The sequence below is a fragment of the Mesorhizobium sp. P2_E7 genome (assembly GCF_056403855.1).
The window spans coordinates 391,220-412,293 of the sequence record NZ_JBFUER010000003.1 but is presented as its reverse complement, the minus strand read 5'-3'; the positions used below and the strand labels follow the sequence as shown (position 1 = coordinate 412,293).

The following is a 21,074-nucleotide window of genomic DNA, read 5'->3' as shown; positions in this document are numbered from 1 at the left end:
AAGGCTATTGAGCATGATAGGCAAGCTCAAGGGCACGCTCGACGAGATCGACGAGGATTTCTGCCTCGTCGACGTGCATGGCGTCGGCTATGTCGCCTATTGCTCGGCGCGCACGCTGGCGTCGCTGCCGTCGGCTGGCGAGGCCGTGGTGCTATTCATCGAGACTTATGTCCGCGAAGACATGATCCGGCTCTACGGCTTCCAGTCGGTGCTTGAGCGCGAATGGTTCCGGCTGTTGATGAACAATGTGCAAGGCGTCGGCGCCAAGGTGGCGCTGGCCATCCTGTCGACACTGGCGCCGGCCGACCTCGCCAATGCGATCGCGCTGCGCGACATCGCCATGGTCAGCCGCGCCCCCGGCGTCGGCAAGAAGGTCGCCGAGCGCATCGTCACCGAACTGAAGAACAAGGCGCCGGCCTATGCCGGAACCGCCTCCGGCACGATCGGCCTGAAGCAGGAACTCGGCGAAGGCTTGGCGCCGGCGCCGATCACCGACGCCGTCTCGGCGCTGGTCAATCTCGGCTATTCGCGCGACACGGCAGCCAATGCCGTGGCGGCGGCGCTGAAGACGGCGGGCGAGGATGCCGATGCCTCAAAGCTCATTCGTTTCGGGCTGAAGGAACTGGCGCGGTGAGTGGTTGCTTGCCCCCTCCTTTACCCTGTGCGAGGAAGGCGGCATGAGCCTTTCCCCTCGCCTCATTGCCCCGGAAAAGCGCGGCGAGGATGCCGAGCAGACTTTGCGGCCGCAGACGCTTGCCGATTTCGTCGGCCAGGCGGCGGTACGGGCCAATCTCAAAGTCTTCATCGAGGCTGCCAAGGGTCGCAGCGAGGCGCTTGACCATGTGCTGTTCGTCGGGCCGCCGGGACTTGGCAAGACGACGCTGGCGCAGATCATGGCGCGCGAGCTCGGCGTCAATTTCCGTTCGACCTCCGGCCCGGTCATCGCCAAGGCCGGCGATCTCGCGGCACTTCTGACCAATCTCGAAGACCGCGACGTGCTGTTCATCGACGAGATCCATCGGCTCAATCCGGCGGTTGAGGAAATCCTCTATCCGGCGATGGAGGATTTCCAGCTCGACCTGATCATCGGCGAGGGGCCGGCGGCGCGCTCGGTCAAGATCGACCTCGCCCGCTTCACCCTGGTTGCCGCCACCACCCGGCTCGGCCTTTTGACCAATCCGCTGCGCGACCGTTTCGGCATTCCGGTCAGGCTCAATTTCTATTCCGTCGAGGAACTGGAGCAGATCGTGCGCCGCGGCGCCCGCATCCTGCAAATGCCGCTCGGCGACGACGGTGCGCTGGAGATCGCGCGTCGCGCCCGCGGCACGCCGCGCATCGCCGGCCGGCTGCTGCGCCGGGTTCGCGATTTCGCCTCCGTTGCCGGCGACGGTCATGTCGACAGGCAGATTGCCGACGAAGCCCTGACGCGGCTGGAGGTCGACGGGCTCGGCCTCGACGCGCTCGACCGCCGCTATCTCTCGATGATCGCCCGCAATTTCGGCGGCGGACCGGTCGGCATCGAGACCATCGCCGCCGGCCTGTCCGAGCCGCGCGACGCCATCGAGGACATTATCGAGCCCTATCTGATCCAGCAGGGTTTCATCCAGCGCACGCCGCGCGGCCGGGTGCTGACCGCCAATGCCTGGCGCCATCTGGGCCTCGATGCGCCGAAGGACCTGGCGCAGCAGCAGATCAACCTGTTCCAGGAAGAGTAACGGAGATTTGTCCTCCGGAACCGCTTGTCTGCGCAGAATCTCCTCAAGCCTGCCAGCGTGAAGGCGCATTCCTGGATTTTATCGAGCGCAAATGTCGGCGCGAACTGCTCCGATCAAGCGCCGGAGCCAGGAAAGTGATCACCAGACGCGGGTTCCTGAAATTCGTCGGGGGTTCGTTCCTCTCGCTGGCTTCGCTCAGCGCCTATGCGGTCGGCATCGAGCCGATGCTGCTGACGCATGTGAAGCGTTACCAGCTGACGCCGCCGCATTGGCCGGCGGGATTGAAGCTGCGCGTCGCGGTGCTTTCCGACATCCACGCCTGCCATCCCTGGATGACGCCGGAGCGGATCGCGTCGCTTGCCGCCGAGGCGAATGCGCTCGAGCCGGATGTGATCCTCATGCTTGGCGATTATCCGGCTGGCACTCGCATGGTGACGGGCTGGGTGGATGCGGCCGAATGGGCGCTGGCACTTTCCGGCCTCAAGGCGCCGCTCGGCGTCTGGTCGATCCTCGGCAACCATGACTGGTGGGAAGACCGCACCGCCCAAAAGGCTGGCGCCGGGCCGACGATTTCACGCAAGGCGCTGGAGGCCGTCGGCATTCCGGTGCTTGAAAACGATGTCGTGCGCCTGGAAAAGGACGGGCACGGCTTCTGGCTTGCCGGTCTTGCCGATCAGTTGGCGTTGCTTCCCGGCCGGGCCTGGGGCCGGAGCCGTGGCAAGGGCCTGGACGATCTCGACGGCACGCTGGCGAAGGTCAGCGACCAGGCGCCGATCATCCTGCTTGCACACGAGCCCGACATTTTCCCGAAAGTGCCATGGCGGGTTTCGCTGACGCTGTCGGGCCACACCCATGGCGGACAGGTCAGGCTGTTCGGCTATTCACCGGTGGTGCCGTCACGCTTCGGCAACCGTTTCGCTTATGGACATGTCGTAGAGAATGACCGCAACCTGATTGTGTCGGGTGGACTCGGCTTCAGCATCGCACCGGTGCGGTTCGGCATGCGCCCGGAGATCCTGCAGATCGATCTGGGTCCCGCTTAGGCCTCGCCCCTGACTAGGGCGTGGACTCATTAGCACGCAGCCAAATTCGGATTGATGCGAGTTTGACGAACGCCAGAGGCCCCGGTTTCGGAGCTTGAATCACATCTAGGACAGTGCCACCAACCCGCAATGGTTGGTCGCGGTCCTACTAATGCTCTGAATTTACTTCCGCTTCCCTTCAGCATAACGGACATCGCCGGACTTGCTGCTGGTCCGGCCCTGTCGCGTATGACCCAAAGCGGCCCTGGCGCGGTGTCCAGACCCCGACCCTTCGTCCGGGTGGGGATGGCGGATTGGAGCGCAGCAGCGGTGGTGGATTATTGTCGGGGTTCCAAGTCTCCCGCCGGAGGTTCATCCTGCTATATTCAGTCCAAACCAGCAGGGGGTGGCGGTGGTTACGGCGCGCGTTGAGAGACGGTTAGCGGCGGTGTTGGTAGCGGATGTTGCCGGTTATTCGCGGTTAATGGGCGCTGACGAAGTCGGCACGCTCGAAGCCCTTAAAGCCATCCGCCGCGAAATCGTTGATCCAGCCATTGCGGAACACAAGGGCAGGATCGTTAAGACAACTGGCGATGGCCTCTTGGTCGAATTCGCTAGCGCTGTCGACGCGGTGACTTGCGCCATGGCTGTTCAAGAGAAGATGGCCGGGCGGGAAGGACAGATTGCCTTTCGCATTGGCATCAACATCGGAGACATTATCAGGGACGAAAACGACATCTTTGGTGACGGCGTGAATGTGGCCGCGCGCGTTGAGAACGAGTGTTCGCCGGGCTGCGTATGTTTGTCGGGAAGTGCGTTCGAACAAGTCAGGGGAAAAACGAAGTTCGAGTTCGATGATCTGGGCGAGCGATCGCTAAAGAACATTGATCGGGTGGTTCGAATATATGAAGTTAAACCTGGTAACGTACCGAAGGCAACGATTGCGGATGGCAATAGACCGCTGCCATTACCCGAAAAACCTTCAATCGCCGTTCTACCGTTTCAGAATATGTCCGGTGACCCGGAGCAAGAGTACTTCGCTGATGGCATGGTGGAAGACATCATCACTGCGCTTTCCCGTTTCAAATGGCTGTTCGTGATCGCCCGCAATTCGACCTTCACGTATAAGGGGCGGTCCGTTGACATCAGGCAGGTTGGACGGGAACTAGGTGTTCGTTACGTGTTGGAAGGCAGCGTGCGACGGGCCAGCGACCGAGTACGGATCACAGCCCAGCTCATTGACGCGGAGACCAGGGCCCATATTTGGGCAGATCGCTACGACCGCGCTGTCGACGACATCTTTGCTTTGCAGGATGAAATTACTTTGAGCACTGTCGCCGCGATCGAGCCCAGCCTGCGCCAAGCCGAAATTGAACGGGCGAAGCGCAAACGGCCTGAAAATCTCGACGCCTACGACCTCGTGCTACGCGCGACGCCTCTGGTGGATACTGGGATGCCGGAGGGCGCGTCGCAGGCAGTGCCACTCCTTGAGCGCGCACTTTTACTTGAGCCGAACTACGCGCTCGCGCACGGCCAGACGGCGTTTTGCAATGAAATACTATATCTCCGAGCGGGAAGGCGTGAAGACAATCGCACAGCTGCGATACAGCACGCACATACTGCAGTGGCGCTTGGCCCCGACGATGCCCCAGCACTTGTCTATGCCGCAATCGCTATCGGTCTTGTCGAACATAACCGCATCTTGGCTCAGGAAACGTTCGAGGCCGCTCTTGCAATCTCCCCGTCGGCAGCGTGGGCATATTCGTGGGGCGCGTTGATTTTGGGCTGGGGAGGGGAAGCCGAGCGTGCCATCGAATGGGGCGAGCGGGGTATCCGCCTTAGTCCACTCGATCCGTGGATTACTGCGGCGCTGCATGGCATTTGCATGGGTCATTTTCTTCGCGGGCGCTATGAAGATGCTGCGGCGGCAGCGCAACGGGCCATTCGTAGCAAACCAGGTTTCAGCGTCTCGCACATGTTTCTGGCAGCGGCGCTTGCTAAACTCGGACGAATGGAAGATGCGAGCGCGGCTGCCGGGCGCGTGATACAACTTCAACCCAACTTCAGCAGCAATGGCCAGTGCTCCGCCATCGGTTGCGTGCCGGTACTCGCGACACCTCTTATCGAAGCAATGCGCGCTTCAGGTCTTCCCGAATAATCAGGATCCGCCACATCGCTGCCGATGTGGCGGGCCATGCCGGCATCCCATCGCATCATTTCGCTGCGATGCGAATTTGATCGCTACCAAGGTATAGGGGACCCTCGCGAGCCGTCAGCGCGGCCGATTTATGGGTTCACGGCCTAAGGCAGCGACCGGATCGCATCCATTACGGCGGGCTCGGCCTTTTCGCCGTTGAAAGCGTCGACGATGCCGAAGGCGCCACCAAAACTCCACACCGACCATGAGAAGCCATGCGCCTCGGCGCGCGCTATCATGTCCTTGACATAGGCGGCGCGGTATTGCGGCGGCATGACATAGGGGTTGCCATACTCCTGGCGGATCATGCCGAACTCGCCGAGCGTGATGTTTTCCGGCTTGATGCTGTTGGCCTTGGCCCAGGCCTCGACCTTTTCGAACGGCGCATCCATGACGCCGAGCAGCTTTTTGTCCGTGTCCATGCTGGCCACCTGCTCGTCGAGATAGGCGAGCAGGCCATTGCGCCTGGTCCACGGCGCCTCAGCCTTCATCTTGGCGCGGATCGCATCCAGCTTTGCATCGAGTTCGGCACGCGGAACCGCAGTGAGGGGATAGGGCAGGCCGGTGACATACGGAATGAAATCGCCGGCCCAGGTCGCGCCCTGATGGGTCAGCAGGAACGGATCGTAGGAGTGGAAGGTCCAGATGACGTTGTCGTCGGGGATCGTCTTCGCGTCGATCCTGACCAAAGAGGCCGCATTGGAGTAGCAGGCGCCGGTGAGGATCAGCGTCAGCCTGGTGGCCGAGGCGCGCGCGGCGGCGAACAGCTTCTGCTGACGCTCCGGCCAGAGGCTGGTGCCATCGCTGTCGCAGTCGACGATCGGCTCGTTCATCGGCTCGAAAGCGACCTGCGCCGGGTCCTCGGTGGCAAGCGTACGCGCCATCTTGCGGACGACCTCGACATAGGCGTCGAAAATGGCGGGGTCGTCCATGACCTGGCCCATGCCGATCTCGCGGCCACCGCCGGCCGGGATGAGGTGCATGTCGACGATCACTTTCAGGCCGGCCCGGTTGATCATGCGGGCCGAGTCCCGCACGCTGGCATAAAGGTCGTCGCGAAGCGCCAGCGTCTGGTCCGACATGAACGGCGAGGGGTCGACCGGCATGCGCAGGAAGTCGAAGCCGGCAGCCTTCAGCGCCTTGAGGTCGTCCTCGTTGAGGAACTTGCGCCATTCCGGATAGGGCAGGATGGCTTGTCGGTCATTCCATTTGTCTTCCCCGACCCAGGTGGTCCACTGGTCGAGGTTGAGGCCGCGCTTCATCGAAAAGCTTGCGGCCTGGCCGGGCAGCGCAGACGCCGCCAGCACCAGCAGCGCTGCCATCAAGGTCTTGATCATCGCCGTCAACAGTGCCATCCGGTTCGCTGCGCTGGTGATTTTGGCAAGACAGGTGCCCCGCCGGGGGCAAAAAGGAAAGCGCGATGGACGATCATGGTGAATCGGCGGCACTCACTGCCGGGCTATCCGGCGCGCTGACGGAATTCGGCCATCGGCTGATGGCGCGGGTCTATTATGCCGACACCGACTTCTCCGGCGTTGTCTACCACGCGCGCTATCTCGAATTCTTCGAGCGCGGCCGCTCGGACTACCTCAGGCTTGCCGGCGTCCACCACACCGAACTTCACGAAGGCAAGCACGGCGAGAGGATCGTCTGGGTGGTGCGGCGCATGGAGATCGACTTCCGCGCGCCCGCCCGCATGGACGACATCCTGACCATCGACACTCGCACCGAAGACATCTCTGGCGCCCGTATCGTCATGGCGCAGCAATTGAAGCGCGGCGACGAGGTGCTGGTCGAGGCGAAGGTCCAGGCGGCGATCATCGGCGAGAATGGCCGGCCGAAACGCTTCCCGAAGGAATGGATTGCAGCTTTTATCCCTAGGGCGAACGGGTAAGGCTGCCTGTCGCCGGCCAATCCGAGCGGCGTTGAGTACACCTGCCAGACAAGAAGCCAGGCTTCGGTCCTCCCCAGGGCGCGGCAATGCGCCGCGCCACATTTCCTAACCCATCCTTAACCATAACGGTTCATGAAGGGATTGGTGAAGATTGGAAGAATCCGCGCGCCTTCCTTTCACCAATATTTGCCCTGAAAAGGCCGCCAACGGTGCATTTTGGGGTTAATCGCAAGCTCAGCGCGAACGGACCACAAGGGATGCCCATGGGCCAGCCGCCGCGATGCCCGGAAAATCTTAAGGACTGAACGATGGAAAATATCGCACTCGCCGACCCGGGCGCGCAATTGTCGATTTGGGCGCTGTTCACACAGGCCAGCTGGGTGGTCAAGCTGGTCATGATCGGTCTGCTCTGCGCCTCGGTCTGGACCTGGGCAATCATCGTCGACAAGCTGGTGTCCTATGCCCGCATGCGACTGTCGCTGAATCGCTTCGAACAGGTGTTCTGGTCGGGGCAGTCGCTGGAAGAGCTCTATCGCACGCTCGCCGACCGCAAGACCACGGGCATGGGCGCGATCTTCGTCGCCGCCATGCGCGAATGGAAGAAGAGCTTCGAGAAGGGCGCCAAATCGCCGCTCGGCCTGCAGACCCGCATCGACAAAGCCATGGATCTGGCGCTGACGCGCGAGATGGAGAAGCTGGAGGGCCGTCTCGGCTTTCTCGCCACCACCGGTTCGGCTGCACCCTTCATCGGCCTGTTCGGCACCGTCATCGGCATCATGACCTCGTTCCAGGCGATTGCCGGTTCGAAGAACACCAGTCTCGCGGTTGTCGCACCCGGCATTGCCGAAGCGCTGCTGGCGACGGCCATCGGTCTGCTCGCCGCCATTCCGGCGGTCATCGCCTACAACAAGCTGTCATCGGATGCGAACAAGATCGCGGTGCGGATGGAAGGGTTCTCGGACGAGTTCTCCGCCATACTCTCGCGCCAAATCGATGAAAAAGTAGCGCCCAAGGGCTGAGGTAAGAATATGGGTATGTCGGTTGGCATGGCAGGACGCGGCGGGCGCGGACACAGGCGGCGCGGCCGCCACCATGCATTGATGTCGGAAATCAACGTCACGCCGATGGTCGACGTGATGCTGGTGCTTTTGATCATCTTCATGGTCGCCGCACCCATGCTGACGGTCGGCGTGCCGATCAATCTGCCGGAGACTCAGGCCAAGGCGATGAACGCCGATACCCAGCCGATTACGGTCTCCATCAAGGCCGACGGGCAGATTTATCTTCAGGAAACCGAGATCCCGATCGAGGAGTTGGTGGCGAAACTACAGGCCATCTCGAAGACCGGTTACGAGGAACGCATCTACATCCGAGGCGACACGACTACCAATTACGGTGCCGCGATGAAGGTTATGGGCCTCATTTCGGCCGCCGGCTACAAGAACATCGGCCTTATTTCGCTGCAGGAACAGGGTCAGTAACGCCAAGATGAAGACCGGCCTCACCACATCGGTGATCTTGCATACGGCGGCACTGGCCTTCGGCCTGTTCACGCTGTCGGCGCCGGCCGCCCTGCCGTCCGCGGATGTGGAGTCGGTGGCGGTTGAGATTGTGCCGATGGAGGCAGTCAGCCAGGTCCTGCAAGGCGACAAGAAGGCCGTCATGCATGAGAAACCGGCGCCGACCCCGACACAGCGCCCCGATATCGTGCCCGATGCCCAGAAGGTCGGCGAGAACACCGTCGACACCGACAAGCCGATAACGCCGGAGGCCAAGCCAAGGCCGATCGATCCGACCTTCGCGCCCGAGCAGGCGCCGACCCCGGTCGAAAAGCCGAAGACCGAGGACGTGCCGAAGCCGCAGGAAAAGCCCAAGCCCGTGCCGGCCACCGAGGTCGCACCGGTGCCGCAGCCGAAGGAAGAAGTGAAGCCCGAGCCGGTCAAACAGACCGACCCGAAGCCGACGCCCGCCAAGGAGCCGACGCCGGCTCCGCTGCAGGACAAGACGGCGGCCATCAAGCCGCAGCCGGAGGTCAAGCCGGACGCGGTCGCCGATGCCATCACGCAGGACCAGCCTGCCGAGGCAACGCAACTGCCCGATTCCGCGCCTGCTCCGGAAGCGCGGCCGAAGCCGCAGCCGGCCGAAAGCGCCAAGACGCCGGATCGCAAGGACGCCGACAAACCGGTCAAGGAGGCATCCTCCAAGCCGAAGTCGGATGAAAAACAATTCAATGCCGACGATATTTCCAAACTGCTCGACATGCAGAAGCCCTCCGGCGGCGGCGCCAAGAGCTCGACCCAGCAGTCCTCGCTCGGCGGCGACAAGAACCAGGGCACCAAGCTTTCGCAGAGCGAGCTCGATGGTTTGAAGGCGCAGATCACGCGTTGCTGGAATGTGACGCCCGGCACATTCGATGGCGACAGCCAGAAAGTCACCATCCGGATGAAGCTCACCCAGGATGGCCAGATCGACGGCGCGCCGGAAGTCGTGTCCGGCGGCGACGGTTCCCCGGCTTCCCGCATCGTCTCGGAAGGCGCACGGCGCGCCGTGCTGCGCTGCGCTCCTTACAATTTGCCCGTCGCGAAATATGACGGCGCGTTGGGGTGGAACGAGGTCGAGGTCAATTTCATCCCGAGCGACCTGTACTGAGTTGCCGAGAGATCAACGAGGCTGAACGAATGAAGAAATTTCTCACGACGCTAATGCTGATCGGCACGATTGCGACCGGCATGAGCGGTCTCGCCACACTGCCGGCAAGGGCATTGGTCCAGCTCGACCTGACCAAACCCAATATCGAGCCGCTACCGATCGCCATCACCGACTTCCAGGGCGGGGATGCGCTCGGCACGGAGATATCCAAGATCGTCAGCGAGGATTTGAAGCGCTCGGGCCTGTTTGCGCCGATCGACAGGGCGGCTTTCATCGAGAAGATCGCCAATCCGGATGCGCAGCCGCGCTTCGACGACTGGAAGGTGATCAACGCGCAGGCGCTGGTCACCGGCAGTGTCTCCAAGGAGTCCGATGGCCGTGTCCGCGCCCAGTACCGGCTGTGGGACACGTTTGCCGGCCAGCAGCTTTCAGGCGAACAGTTCTTCGCCAACGATGCCAACACCAGGCGTGTCGCCCACATCATCGCCGACGCCATCTATGAGCGGCTGACCGGCGAGAAGGGCTATTTCGATACGCGTGTCGTCTTCATCGACGAATCCGGCGCCAAGAATGCGCGCAAGAAGCGGCTCGCCATCATGGACCAGGACGGCGCCAACGTGCGCTATCTCTCGGACGGCAAGTCGATCGTGCTGACGCCACGTTTCTCGCCGAATCGGCAGGAAATCACTTACATGTCGTACGAAAGCGGCCAGCCGCGGGTCTATCTGCTGCAGATCGAGACCGGGCAGCGTGAACTGGTCGGCAACTTTCCCGGCATGACCTTTGCGCCGCGCTTTTCGCCCGATGGCCAGAAGGTGATCATGAGCCTGCTGCGCGATGACGGCAATTCCAACATCTTCGCCATGGATCTGCGCAGCCGCTCGACCACCAGGCTGACCAACTCGACCGCCATCGACACCTCGCCGTCTTATTCGCCGGACGGCAGCAAGGTGGTGTTCACCTCCGACCGTGGCGGCCGCGCGCAGATTTATGTGATGGGCGCCGACGGTTCTGGCCAGACCCGCATCTCGTTCGGCGACGGCGTCTATTCGACGCCGGTGTGGTCGCCACGCGGCGACCTCGTCGCCTTCACCAAGCAGACGGGCGGCGAATTCCAGATCGGCGTCATGCGCACCGACGGTTCGGGCGAGCGCATCCTCTCCTCGGGCTTCCAGCAGGAAGGCCCGACCTGGGCGCCCAACGGCCGCGTGCTGATGTTCTTCCGCGACTCCGCCGGTGGCCCAAAACTGGTTTCGGTCGACCTCACCGGCCGCAACGAACAGTCGATCCCGACGGCGAATTTCGCTTCCGATCCGGCGTGGTCGCCGCTGCTGGAGTAACCACGTTTCAGCCGAGCCACCGTTCGCTTCGTTGCAACTTGGCAACAGTGCCCCAAAAGCCCCGTTTCGGGGCTTTTTTCACGCCAAAGTCGCCTTTTGGCCGCATTTCCGCCTACGGTCCGCGACCATTGTGGCATGAGGTTATTCGGCTGCGGACGGGCGGCTGAAACCAAATTTTAACCGTGTTTCTTGAATGCCGGTTAACCCAAACGTGGTTACTGGGTGATCAACGAAATCACTCGAAATACGAAGGAGAGGCGGCATGGGCCGTATCGCAGCACTTACCAGAAACCCGGCGATGATTGCGCTGATCGCGATGCTCGCCATCACCGGTTGCGCCTCGAAGAAGACCCCGAACAGCGCCGCCGACCTCGGTCTCAATGGTGCGGGTGCCGCAACGCCCGGCTCGGCGCAGGACTTCACCGTCAACATTGGCGACCGCATCTTCTTCGATACCGACTCGTCCTCGATCCGCGCCGATGCGCAGACGACGCTGTCGCGCCAGGCGCAGTGGCTCAACCAGTACAAGCAGTATGCCATCGTCGTCGAAGGCCACGCCGATGAGCGCGGCACGCGTGAATACAATCTGGCGCTTGGCGCCCGCCGCGCCGCCGCCACCCGCGACTTCCTGGTCGCCAGGGGCGTTTCGGCAAGCCGCCTGAAGACGATTTCCTACGGCAAGGAGCGCCCGGTCGCGGTCTGCGACGACATCTCCTGCTGGTCGCAGAATCGCCGCGCGGTCACCACGCTCTCCGGCGCCGGTTCCTGATAGCTACGCTTTAGTCGCATAATTGCAACACCTGCATGCGAAAGGCGGCCAATGGCCGCCTTTTTCAGTTCTGGTCCCGGAAACAAAATCCGGAAACAAAATTTGGCCGAAGTCTCGCCTCCTGCTAAGAGCCGAGGGCGCTTGGCTGGTCCCACTGTGATTGGAAGGCGCGAACAGACTCACGAATTACACGGCGAGAGGCACATGCATTTCAGATCGGTCTTGAGCGGCACGCTTGCGCTGCTGCTCGTATCAGGCTTCGCGGCTACTGCGAGCGGCACCGGACAACCCGCCGATAGCGGCTTTTCCTTCCATCTGCCGACGCTCGGCATTTTCGGCAAGAAGGAGAAGCCGGAGCAGCAACAGATCGCGCAGCAGCAGGACGGCACCACCGCTGCCAGCCTTGAGGAACAGCTGCGGCAGATGAACGGCAAGATCGAGGAACTCAATTTCCAGGTCCTGCAGATGCAGGAGCAGATGCGCAAGCAGCAGGAAGACAACGAGTTCCGCTTCCAGCAGCTGGAAGGCGGCTCCAGCGGGCAGCCGCCGGCGCAGAAGAAATCAGAAGCCGCGCCGCAGGATGGCGATACCGGCAACAGCGTTGCCGAGGCCCCGGCAACGCAGGCGCCGGCCGATTCGGGTGCACAATCGGATGGCGGCCAGAGCGTCGGCGAAGTCATCGTCGAATCGCAGACCGGCGATCCCGGCAAGGTGATCACCGGCACTCCGCCAAAGACCTTCGGCACCATCACTGTCGACAAGAACGGCAATGTGGTCGACGCCGGCGGCAACACGCAGGCGATCGCGCCGGCGGAAGGTGCGGCGCCCGCCGCCGAGGCGCCGGCGACCGGCCCCAAGACCGGCAAGTCCAACGGCACGGTGGTGGCGGCGCTGCCTTCCACCAACGATCCGGAAGAAATCTACCGCAACTCCTACCAGTTCATCCTGTCGGGCGACTACAGCACCGCCGAGCAGGGTTTTCGCGACCACATCGCCCGCTTCCCGAAGGACGCCAAGGCGGCGGACGCGCATTACTGGCTGGGCGAATCCCTGCTCGGCCAGCAGAAGTATCATGACGCGGCCGAGGTTTTCCTCTCTGCCAGCAAGGACTATCCAAAGGCAAAGAAGGCGCCCGACATGCTTTTGAAGCTCGGCGTCTCGCTGGTCGGCCTCAAGCAGAAGGATGTCGCCTGCGCCACCTTCGGCGAGATCGGCAAGCGCTATCCCGATATTTCGGCCGCGCTCAAGGAACGCGTCAAACAGGAGAGGGCGCTGGCGGCGTGCTAGTCTTTCCCTTGCATGTCGGCGTCCGGGGACCAGTTTTGGGCGACATGCATTGATGCTCGATACCGAGCCTGACGTTTCGGACTTTTCAACGATCGACTTTTCCAACGGCGCTGTTGCGGCCGTGTCCGGCGGCAGCGACTCCACCGCCCTCCTTCTTCTCCTCAAAGCTCACCTCGACCGCAGCGCCCCGACAGCCAGGCTGCTGGCGGTGACGATCGACCACGGTCTGCGCCCGGAAGCAGCGGCGGAAGCACGCGCCGTTGCAAAGCTCTGTGCCGAGCGCGGCATCGCGCACCGCACGCTCAACTGGTCCGGCGCCAAGCCGTCGACCGGCCTGCCCGCCGCGGCGCGCGAGGCACGCTACCGGCTGCTGGCCGAGGCCGCGCAGGCGCAAGGCATCGGTGTAATCGTGACCGGCCACACAGCGGACGATCAGGCCGAGACCGTGCTGATGCGAGCCGCGCGGAAGGATGGCCACCAGTTTGGTGAAACGGCAGGCCGAGGCCTCGCCGGCATGGCGCCGGCAACCCTTTATGACTGGCGGATCTGGATCGCGCGGCCGCTGCTCGGCGTACGGCGGGCGGCATTGCGCGCCTTCCTGCGGCGCGAACATGTCGGCTGGGCGGAGGATCCGACCAACACGGATGCGCATTTCGAACGGCCACGCATTCGCAGCGTGCTTGGCGAAGACCGGAGCGGGCAGCGTTTTGCCGAGACGATCGGCCTGGCCAGGCGTGCAGCAGCCGAGCGCGAACAACTCGGCCGCCGCGCAGCCGCGCTGATCGGTGAATTTGCCAGCCGGCCGGCGAAGGGTCTCATCTGTCTCGATCCCGGATTGATCAAAGCCGACGACACGCGAGCGGCGGTCTATGCGCTGCGCGTTCTGCTGGCGGCGACCGGCGGCGTCGCCTTATTGCCGGACCAGGCGCGCAGCGAAGCGCTGTTCGAGCAAATGCGAGCCGGAACGCTTTGCGCCACATTGTCGCGGACGGTCGTCGATAGCAGGCGCACCGGCATCTTCCTGTACCGTGAATCGCGCGACCTGCCGCCCGCCGCACCGTTGGCGGCCGGACTCTGGGACGGTCGCAGGCGGGTCGCCGAAGCAGAGGCGATCACATTGGGCGACAGTTCTGGGGCATTGTTGATCGCGCCGCTCGGCGCTGCCGCCGCGGCCGAAGCGATTGCCGGGAATGGCGCGCCGCCGAGCCTTGCCCGCTCCGCTTTGGCTGCGGAACCGGCGCTGTGGCGCGGCGGCGAATGCCTTGGTTTTGCAGGGGATGGAACAGCGGCGCCGGCAATCGCCCTCAGCCCGGCCGTGGCGCCTTTTGCACGCTTCCTGCCTTGCTTCGATCTGGTGCTTGCCGGGGCCGTGGCCGAACTGACGGGCGCGCCGCCCGTCCCGGCCTTGCCTTCCAGCCGCCACAGTGCCGGTTGATGGTGGCGTGAAAGCTTAACCCAGACGTGCTGTTATGCTTGGCAAGGGGAGGCGCTCTCCCTATGTTAGGCCCAAGTTTCCTCTCATACGCGTGCCCCACCAGGTACCAACGGGACAATTGATGAATCCGAATTATCGCAATCTCGCGCTCTGGGCGATCATAGCGGTCTTGCTCATTGCTCTCTTCAATCTGTTCCAGACGCCGCAGACGCGCGGAGCCTCGCAAGACGTTCCCTATTCGCAGTTCCTGCAGGAGGTCGCGGCCGGTCGGGTCAAGACTGTGGTCATCTCCGGCGCCCGCATCTCCGGCACCTACGCCGACAACGCCAACGGCTTCCAGACCTATTCGCCTGGCGATCCGCAGTTGGTCTCGCGACTGCAGGACAAGAACGTCACCATCAACGCACGTCCTGAATCGGACGGTTCCACGTCGCTGTTCAGCTATCTCATCTCCTACCTGCCGATGATCCTGATCCTCGGCGTGTGGATATTCTTCATGCGCCAGATGCAGTCCGGCTCCGGGCGCGCCATGGGCTTCGGCAAGTCGAAGGCCAAGCTTCTGACCGAGGCGCATGGCCGTGTCACCTTCCAGGATGTCGCCGGCGTCGACGAGGCCAAGGAAGATCTGGAAGAGATCGTCGAGTTCCTGCGCGATCCGCAGAAGTTCCAGCGCCTGGGCGGCAAGATTCCGCGCGGCGTGCTGCTCGTCGGCCCTCCCGGCACCGGCAAGACGCTGCTGGCCCGCTCGGTCGCCGGCGAAGCCAACGTGCCCTTCTTCACCATTTCGGGTTCGGACTTCGTCGAGATGTTCGTCGGCGTCGGCGCGTCCCGCGTCCGCGACATGTTCGACCAGGCCAAGAAGAACGCGCCCTGCATCATCTTCATCGACGAAATCGACGCTGTCGGCCGCCATCGCGGCGCCGGGCTCGGCGGCGGCAATGACGAGCGCGAGCAGACGCTGAACCAGCTGCTGGTCGAGATGGACGGCTTCGAATCCAACGAGAGCATCATCCTGATCGCCGCCACCAACCGGCCCGACGTGCTCGATCCGGCGCTGTTGCGCCCGGGCCGCTTCGACCGCCAGGTGGTGGTGCCGAACCCCGACATCGTCGGCCGCGAGAAGATCCTCAAGGTGCATGTGCGCAACGTGCCGCTGGCGCCCAATGTCGACCTCAAGGTGGTCGCGCGTGGCACGCCGGGCTTCTCCGGCGCCGATCTGATGAACCTGGTCAACGAATCCGCCCTGATGGCGGCGCGGCGCAACAAGCGCCTCGTCACCATGGCCGAATTCGAGGACGCCAAGGACAAGATCATGATGGGCGCCGAGCGCCGTTCGTCGGCCATGACCCAGGCCGAGAAGGAGCTCACCGCCTACCACGAGGCCGGCCACGCCATTCTGGCGCTCAACGTGCCGTCCGCCGATCCGCTGCACAAGGCGACCATCATCCCGCGCGGCCGTGCGCTCGGCATGGTCATGCAGCTGCCGGAAGGCGACCGCTATTCGATGAGCTACAAGTACATGGTCTCGCGGCTTGCCATCATGATGGGCGGCCGCGTCGCCGAGGAGTTCAAGTTCGGCAAGGAGAACATCACGTCGGGCGCCTCCTCCGACATCGAGCAGGCGACCAAGCTGGCGCGCGCCATGGTCACGCGCTGGGGCTTCTCCGACAAGCTCGGCCATGTCGCCTATGGTGACAACCAGGAAGAGGTCTTCCTCGGCCATTCGGTGGCGCGCACGCAGAACATCTCGGAAGAGACCGCGCAGATCATCGACGCCGAAGTGCGCCGGCTGATCGACGAGGCCTATGTCTCGGCCAAGTCCATCCTGACCAAAAAGAAGAAGGAATGGATCGCCCTGGCGCAAGGCCTGCTCGAATACGAGACGCTTTCTGGCGAGGAGATCAAGCAGCTGATCGCCGGGCAGAAGCCGGCGCGTGATCTGGGGGATGATACCCCGCCAAGCCGTGGCTCGGCCGTGCCGAAGTCCGGCCGCCGCAAGAAGGGCCCGGAGCCCGAAGGCGGCATGGAGCCTCAGCCTTCGAGCTGAGGTCCGGCCTGGAGACTGATTGAGAAAACGCCGCGGTCTGGCCGCGGCGTTTTTGGTTTTTGGCGCAAGAGTTCCCGGCCGGGCAGACGTCCGCATCCATTCGCTTGACTCCTTTCACAGTCGGTATTGATTTAGCCGGCTGTCGTCGGGTCAACCGACGCGGGTGCGTGGGAGGTTATCATGGGCAAGAAGGACAAGCGGGCCAGAAATGCGCCGGTCGGAGGCGAGGTCCATCTCGACGCGGTTGAGGGCGAGGCAAAGGAAGCAGCCTGGAAATTGCCGAACGGCGATGCCGGCACGGGCAAGAAAAAGAGGAAGAAGGCCAAGCACGCCGACGCCAAAAAATCCTACCGCTACGTCGACGAACTTGTCCGGCTGCAATTCGAACTGATCAAGTTGCAGGACTGGGTCCAGAAGGAAGGGTTGAAGGTCGTCGTGATTTTTGAAGGCCGCGACGCGGCCGGCAAGGGCGGTGTCATCAAACGCATCACCGAAAGCCTCAATCCGCGCATCTGCCGCGTCGTGGCATTGGGCACGCCGACCGAGCGCGAACGCAGCCAATGGTATTTCCAGCGCTATGTCCAGCACCTGCCCGGCAAGGGTGAGATCGTGCTGTTCGACCGCTCCTGGTACAACCGCGCCGGTGTTGAGCGCGTCATGGGCTTCTGCACCGACGACGAATACAGCGAGTTCCTGCGCTCCTGCCCCCTGTTCGAGGAAATGCTGATCAAGTCCGGTATCATCCTGATCAAATACTGGTTCTCGGTTGGGGACGACGAACAGGAACGCCGCTTCAAGGAGCGTATCGACAATCCGATCAAGCGCTGGAAGCTGTCGCCCATGGACCTCAAGTCGCGCGAACACTGGGTCGAGTATTCCCGGGCCAAGGACATGATGCAGAAATTCACCGATACCGATCAGTCGCCGTGGAACATTGTCGATGCCGACAACAAGAAGAAGGCAAGGCTCAATTGCATCAGTCATCTGCTGACGCGGATTCCGTATAACGAGATCCGCCCGGCAAAGATAAAGCTGAGCCCGCGTCAAAAAGACGACGGCTATGTCCGCCCGCCCAAGACCAGTCAGCACTGGGTACCGACCGTCTACTGATCCTGCACAAAGAAAAACCCCGCGAACCTGGGCAGGGTCCGCGGGGTCCCTTATCAGCTCGAAGCTTGGGAAATCAGCTCTTCAGCTTGGCGTTGCAGAGGCTGTAATAGCCCCCGCCCTTCTGGATCCAGCGAAGGCCGTTCAACGTACCTGCGTCCTTGTTGCCGTGGTAACCCTGCAGGCAGGTCTTCATCCGCGCCTTCGCGGGCTTTTCGGTCTTGAACTCGGCGGCGAGGGTGGTCGGGAATGTCACGCCCGCCGGGGCTACAGCGGGGGCGACCGCCGCGCTGGTTTCCTTCTTCGGCTGCGGCTCGGTTTTGACCGTATCCGCGCTGGCACTCTCCGCAGCTGACGTCGCGCACTTCTCCGTGCGGAAAGCGCTCCAATCCATGCCGTTCAAAGTGCCGCCTTCCTTGGCTGTGCGATAGGCCTCGCCGCATTCCTTCATCGTCAGTGCGCTTGCAGGGGCGACGCTCCAAGCAACCCATGCCGTCACAGCCAATGCCGCCAATTTCAATCTGGACATAAGACCCTCCCGGTTGACAAAAAAGTTCGATGCCCTTTTGTATACTGTTTGTTCCGTATATGTTCAACTGGAATCTTTGCAAACCACCGATAAGTCTGGCGGTGGGCAGTGTGGGCGAATAGATGATGCCGACAGCTTCCGCCATATGTAGACGCGAGCAAAGCCGGGCGTCTTCGAGCGCAACAAAAAGGCCCGCGCATGTTGCGATGCGCGGGCCCTTGTCTCGAGAATATGGCTACGCGATCAGCTCTTCAGCTTGGCGTTGCAGAGGCTGTAGAAGCCGCCGCCTTTCTGGATCCACTTCAGGCCTTTCAACGCATTGGCGTCCTTGAGAGCATAGTACTGCTCGAGGCAGGTATGCATGCGGGCCTTGCCGGGGGTTTCGCTGGCATATTTCTTGGAGATCGCGGTCGGGAACTTCACGCCCTTGGGAGCAACGACGGTCGGGGCTTCCGGATCGGCCTTGTAGCTCGCCTCGCTCGGAGCCGGCACGGTGTCGTCGTCATCTGCGCCTGCGCCGCATTCGGCCTTGCGGAAGTCGTTCCACTTCTTGCCGCCCAGCGTGTTGGCAGACTTGGCCGCTTGATACTTGGCGCTGCAATCGGCCATGCTCAGGCCCTTGCCGCTGCTGTCGGCAGCCGCCTTGGTGGTTGCCTTGGCCGGTTGTACTGCCGCGGATGCGCCGGCGGCGCATTCGGTCTTGCGGAAGTCGTTCCATTTCGCGCCGTTGAGCGTGCCGGCAGCTTTGGCGGCCTGGTACTTGGCGCTGCATTCCTTGGCCGTCAGGCCCTTGGCGCCATCGTCGGCTGCGGCTGCTGCCTTGGTCGTGGCCTTGGCGGGTTCTACCGCCGCGGATGCGCCGGCGGCGCATTCGGTCTTGCGGAAGTCGTTCCACTTCGCGCCGTTGAGCGTGCCGGCGGCCTTTGCCGCCTGGTATTTGGCGCTGCATTCCTTGGCCGTCAGGCCTTTGGCGCCGTCGGCGGCAGCGGCGGCCTTGGTCGTGTCCGCCTTGGCGGCGGCGGCCTTCTTGGCGGGCTTGGCGGTCTCGGTGGTGGCGGCCGCGTCAGTACCGCATTCGGCCTTACGGAATTGGTTCCAGGTCTGTCCGTTCAGCGTGCCGCCGTCCTTGGCGGCATTATATTTGGTACTGCACTCGGCCATGGTCAGCGCGTTGGCAGGCGCGGCCATGAACAAGGTTGCGACGGCGAGACCCGTCAAGGTTGCAAGTTTATGGATGAGCATGGCGTTTCTCCCGTTGCTGCCGCCGATGGTGTCCCTTTGGTGAATCAATAGCTCTCAACGCTAGGCTGCGCCAGATGCTAACCCGCGCCGATACCCCCGGAAAGCGCGTCCTCTCGACAAGGTGATGAAATCATTGCGATCTGCGGCCTCCAACAGCAGGGTTTGCCGGATCAAACTGCGCCGAGCGGTCCAGTGTGACTGGTATATTGCGGCAAGACCGTGTCATCGTGCTGCGCAGCGAACGGACCTAGACAGCCCGCTACAATGATTTTCTAAGAATTCGTAATATACAATCACACAATGTGATCGTAAGGCTCGGCCCAATTGTGGCATTAGAAGCCGGCTGAAAAACCGACGGGGATTCTGGCTAACATGGCAGGACGATATTTCGGCACCGACGGCATTCGCGGGCGCGCCAACAAATTTCCGATGACGGCTGAGATCGCGATGCGGGTCGGGATGGCCGCCGGCCTGTCGTTCCAGCGCGGCAGCCACCGCCACCGCGTTGTGCTCGGCAAGGACACGCGGCTGTCCGGCTACATGATCGAGAATGCGATGGTGGCCGGCCTTTGTGCCGCAGGCATGGATGTGTTCCTGCTCGGCCCGATTCCGACGCCGGCGGTGGCCATGCTGGTGCGCTCGCTGCGCGCCGATATCGGCGTCATGATCTCGGCCTCGCACAATCCTTACTTCGACAACGGCATCAAGCTGTTTGGGCCTGACGGCTACAAGCTCTCCGACGAGATCGAGGAGCGCATCGAGAGCATGCTCGACAAGGACATCGAACTGGCGCTGGCCGATTCCGACGGGCTTGGCCGCGCCAAGCGTGTTGACGGCGTGCATGACCGCTACATCGAATTCGCCAAACGCACGCTGCCGCGCTCGATGTCGCTGTCGGGTCTCAGGATCGTCGTCGATTGCGCCAACGGCGCCGCCTACAAAGTGGCGCCGGCCGCCCTTTGGGAATTGGGCGCCGAGGTCATCGCCATCAATGTCGAGCCGAACGGCTTCAACATCAACAAGGAATGCGGCTCGACCCATCCGGCCGGTCTGCAGAAGAAAGTCCATGAAGTGCGCGCCGATATCGGCATCGCGCTCGATGGCGATGCCGATCGCGTCGTCATTGTCGACGAGAACGGCACGATCGTCGACGGCGACCAGATCATGGCGCTGATTGCCGAGTCCTGGCACCAGAGCGGGCGGCTCGCCGGCGGCGGCGTCGTCTCGACGGTGATGTCCAATCTCGGCCTCGAACGCTTTCTCGGCGACATCAAGCTGCAGTTGCACCGCACCAAGGTCGGCGACCGCTATGTCGTCGAGCATATGCGTGCGCATGGCTTGAATGTCGGCGGCGAGCAATCGGGCCACATCGTGCTGTCCGATTTCTCGACCACCGGCGACGGGCTTGTCTCAGCGCTGCAGGTTCTGGCCTGCATCAAGCGGCAGAACCGGCCGGTCAGCGAATTGTCGAAGAAGTTCGAGCCGGTGCCGCAGCTGTTGAAGAATGTCCGCATCGCCGGCGGCAAGCCGCTCGAGGAAGCCCCGGTCAAGGCGGCGATCGAAGATGCGCGCAACCGTCTCGGCAAGGCCGGGCGACTGGTCATCCGGCCCTCCGGCACCGAGCCGCTGATCCGCGTCATGGCCGAAGGCGATGACCCGCAACTGGTCGAAGCCGTGGTCAACGACATCGTCGACATCATTTCGGAAACGCGCAGCGCCGCCTGACCGCGCTGCCTCCAGCGGCAGGTGCGACCTGCCGGCTCAAAGACTTTCAAGGCCCGCCTCCAGGCGGGCTTTTTGTTTCGACTAGTGCGGTCCCGACGTGATGCCGGCAGAGCCGT

The 21,074-nt window shown here is 62.8% G+C and carries 18 protein-coding genes; 15 read left to right on the top strand and 3 right to left on the bottom strand.

The window, feature by feature from the left end; translation table 11 throughout:
- The first annotated feature begins 13 nt into the window (after positions 1-13).
- From ruvA to AC1DYC_RS21080, 4 genes are all read left to right on the top strand, one after another.
- Positions 14-634: a Holliday junction branch migration protein RuvA gene (gene ruvA, locus AC1DYC_RS21095; protein WP_477409579.1), complete on the top strand. Its 621-nt coding sequence runs from the start codon at positions 14-16 to the stop codon at positions 632-634.
- Between the two features lie 43 nt (positions 635-677).
- On the top strand, positions 678-1,715 hold the full coding sequence (gene ruvB / locus AC1DYC_RS21090) for a Holliday junction branch migration DNA helicase RuvB (protein ID WP_477409577.1): 1,038 nt from the start codon (positions 678-680) through the stop codon (positions 1,713-1,715).
- Between the two features lie 134 nt (positions 1,716-1,849).
- The gene (locus AC1DYC_RS21085) at positions 1,850-2,758 is read left to right on the top strand and encodes a metallophosphoesterase (RefSeq protein WP_477409575.1); all 909 of its coding nucleotides are present in this window, start codon (positions 1,850-1,852) and stop codon (positions 2,756-2,758) included.
- A 391-nt stretch (positions 2,759-3,149) separates the two neighbouring features.
- Positions 3,150-4,895: an adenylate/guanylate cyclase domain-containing protein gene (locus AC1DYC_RS21080; RefSeq protein ID WP_477409573.1), complete on the top strand. Its 1,746-nt coding sequence runs from the start codon at positions 3,150-3,152 to the stop codon at positions 4,893-4,895.
- Between the two features lie 143 nt (positions 4,896-5,038).
- On the opposite strand, the gene AC1DYC_RS21075 is transcribed toward AC1DYC_RS21080, so the two are convergent.
- Positions 5,039-6,289, bottom strand: coding sequence for a glycoside hydrolase family 5 protein (locus tag AC1DYC_RS21075; RefSeq protein ID WP_477409571.1), 1,251 nt, complete (start codon positions 6,287-6,289; stop codon positions 5,039-5,041).
- 65 nt (positions 6,290-6,354) lie between these two features.
- Between AC1DYC_RS21075 and ybgC the strand changes: the two genes are divergently transcribed.
- The 10 genes from ybgC to ppk2 all read left to right on the top strand — a co-directional run bounded on the left by ybgC (position 6,355) and on the right by ppk2 (position 17,465).
- Positions 6,355-6,828 (top strand): tol-pal system-associated acyl-CoA thioesterase, encoded by a 474-nt coding sequence (gene ybgC / locus AC1DYC_RS21070; protein ID WP_477409569.1) that lies wholly within the window; start codon positions 6,355-6,357, stop codon positions 6,826-6,828.
- Between the two features lie 308 nt (positions 6,829-7,136).
- Positions 7,137-7,847, top strand: coding sequence for a protein TolQ (gene tolQ, locus AC1DYC_RS21065; RefSeq protein WP_477409567.1), 711 nt, complete (start codon positions 7,137-7,139; stop codon positions 7,845-7,847).
- A gap of 9 nt (positions 7,848-7,856) precedes the next feature.
- The gene (gene tolR / locus AC1DYC_RS21060) at positions 7,857-8,309 is read left to right on the top strand and encodes a protein TolR (protein ID WP_477409565.1); all 453 of its coding nucleotides are present in this window, start codon (positions 7,857-7,859) and stop codon (positions 8,307-8,309) included.
- 7 nt (positions 8,310-8,316) lie between these two features.
- On the top strand, positions 8,317-9,477 hold the full coding sequence (locus AC1DYC_RS21055) for a hypothetical protein (protein WP_477409563.1): 1,161 nt from the start codon (positions 8,317-8,319) through the stop codon (positions 9,475-9,477).
- Positions 9,478-9,506: 29 nt separating this feature from the next.
- Positions 9,507-10,817 carry a Tol-Pal system beta propeller repeat protein TolB gene (gene tolB / locus AC1DYC_RS21050; RefSeq protein ID WP_477409561.1) on the top strand — a complete coding sequence of 437 codons (1,311 nt, stop codon included), beginning with the start codon at positions 9,507-9,509 and terminating at the stop codon, positions 10,815-10,817.
- Between the two features lie 262 nt (positions 10,818-11,079).
- Positions 11,080-11,586 (top strand): peptidoglycan-associated lipoprotein Pal, encoded by a 507-nt coding sequence (gene pal / locus AC1DYC_RS21045; RefSeq protein WP_112559660.1) that lies wholly within the window; start codon positions 11,080-11,082, stop codon positions 11,584-11,586.
- Between the two features lie 204 nt (positions 11,587-11,790).
- Positions 11,791-12,873: a tol-pal system protein YbgF gene (gene ybgF / locus AC1DYC_RS21040; RefSeq protein WP_477400607.1), complete on the top strand. Its 1,083-nt coding sequence runs from the start codon at positions 11,791-11,793 to the stop codon at positions 12,871-12,873.
- A gap of 52 nt (positions 12,874-12,925) precedes the next feature.
- Positions 12,926-14,308: a tRNA lysidine(34) synthetase TilS gene (gene tilS / locus AC1DYC_RS21035; protein WP_477409559.1), complete on the top strand. Its 1,383-nt coding sequence runs from the start codon at positions 12,926-12,928 to the stop codon at positions 14,306-14,308.
- Between the two features lie 121 nt (positions 14,309-14,429).
- Positions 14,430-16,355, top strand: coding sequence for an ATP-dependent zinc metalloprotease FtsH (gene ftsH / locus AC1DYC_RS21030; protein WP_477409557.1), 1,926 nt, complete (start codon positions 14,430-14,432; stop codon positions 16,353-16,355).
- 180 nt (positions 16,356-16,535) lie between these two features.
- Positions 16,536-17,465, top strand: a complete 930-nt coding sequence (ppk2, locus tag AC1DYC_RS21025) for a polyphosphate kinase 2 (protein ID WP_477409555.1) — start codon at positions 16,536-16,538, stop codon at positions 17,463-17,465.
- 73 nt (positions 17,466-17,538) lie between these two features.
- On the opposite strand, the gene AC1DYC_RS21020 is transcribed toward ppk2, so the two are convergent.
- Both AC1DYC_RS21020 and AC1DYC_RS21015 read right to left on the bottom strand, forming a co-directional pair.
- Positions 17,539-17,991 carry a hypothetical protein gene (locus AC1DYC_RS21020; RefSeq protein WP_477409553.1) on the bottom strand — a complete coding sequence of 151 codons (453 nt, stop codon included), beginning with the start codon at positions 17,989-17,991 and terminating at the stop codon, positions 17,539-17,541.
- Between the two features lie 243 nt (positions 17,992-18,234).
- Positions 18,235-19,233 carry a hypothetical protein gene (locus AC1DYC_RS21015; RefSeq protein ID WP_477409551.1) on the bottom strand — a complete coding sequence of 333 codons (999 nt, stop codon included), beginning with the start codon at positions 19,231-19,233 and terminating at the stop codon, positions 18,235-18,237.
- A 372-nt stretch (positions 19,234-19,605) separates the two neighbouring features.
- Here AC1DYC_RS21015 and glmM point away from each other — a divergent pair, with 372 nt between their 5' ends.
- Positions 19,606-20,958 carry a phosphoglucosamine mutase gene (gene glmM, locus AC1DYC_RS21010; protein WP_477286652.1) on the top strand — a complete coding sequence of 451 codons (1,353 nt, stop codon included), beginning with the start codon at positions 19,606-19,608 and terminating at the stop codon, positions 20,956-20,958.
- Positions 20,959-21,074 lie beyond the last annotated feature (116 nt).

Excerpts from the sequence above, each read along its gene's own strand:
- ruvA (WP_477409579.1), top strand. The coding sequence starts at position 14 with ATGATAGGCAAGCTCAAGGGCACGCTCGACGAGATCGACGAGGATTTC.
- ruvB (WP_477409577.1), top strand. The coding sequence starts at position 678 with ATGAGCCTTTCCCCTCGCCTCATTGCCCCGGAAAAGCGCGGCGAGGAT.
- AC1DYC_RS21075 (WP_477409571.1), bottom strand. The coding sequence starts at position 6,289 with ATGGCACTGTTGACGGCGATGATCAAGACCTTGATGGCAGCGCTGCTG.
- ybgC (WP_477409569.1), top strand. The coding sequence starts at position 6,355 with ATGGACGATCATGGTGAATCGGCGGCACTCACTGCCGGGCTATCCGGC.
- tolQ (WP_477409567.1), top strand. The coding sequence starts at position 7,137 with ATGGAAAATATCGCACTCGCCGACCCGGGCGCGCAATTGTCGATTTGG.
- tolR (WP_477409565.1), top strand. The coding sequence starts at position 7,857 with ATGGGTATGTCGGTTGGCATGGCAGGACGCGGCGGGCGCGGACACAGG.
- AC1DYC_RS21055 (WP_477409563.1), top strand. The coding sequence starts at position 8,317 with ATGAAGACCGGCCTCACCACATCGGTGATCTTGCATACGGCGGCACTG.
- tolB (WP_477409561.1), top strand. The coding sequence starts at position 9,507 with ATGAAGAAATTTCTCACGACGCTAATGCTGATCGGCACGATTGCGACC.
- pal (WP_112559660.1), top strand. The coding sequence starts at position 11,080 with ATGGGCCGTATCGCAGCACTTACCAGAAACCCGGCGATGATTGCGCTG.
- ybgF (WP_477400607.1), top strand. The coding sequence starts at position 11,791 with ATGCATTTCAGATCGGTCTTGAGCGGCACGCTTGCGCTGCTGCTCGTA.
- tilS (WP_477409559.1), top strand. The coding sequence starts at position 12,926 with ATGCTCGATACCGAGCCTGACGTTTCGGACTTTTCAACGATCGACTTT.
- ftsH (WP_477409557.1), top strand. The coding sequence starts at position 14,430 with ATGAATCCGAATTATCGCAATCTCGCGCTCTGGGCGATCATAGCGGTC.
- ppk2 (WP_477409555.1), top strand. The coding sequence starts at position 16,536 with ATGGGCAAGAAGGACAAGCGGGCCAGAAATGCGCCGGTCGGAGGCGAG.
- AC1DYC_RS21020 (WP_477409553.1), bottom strand. The coding sequence starts at position 17,991 with ATGTCCAGATTGAAATTGGCGGCATTGGCTGTGACGGCATGGGTTGCT.
- AC1DYC_RS21015 (WP_477409551.1), bottom strand. The coding sequence starts at position 19,233 with ATGCTCATCCATAAACTTGCAACCTTGACGGGTCTCGCCGTCGCAACC.
- glmM (WP_477286652.1), top strand. The coding sequence starts at position 19,606 with ATGGCAGGACGATATTTCGGCACCGACGGCATTCGCGGGCGCGCCAAC.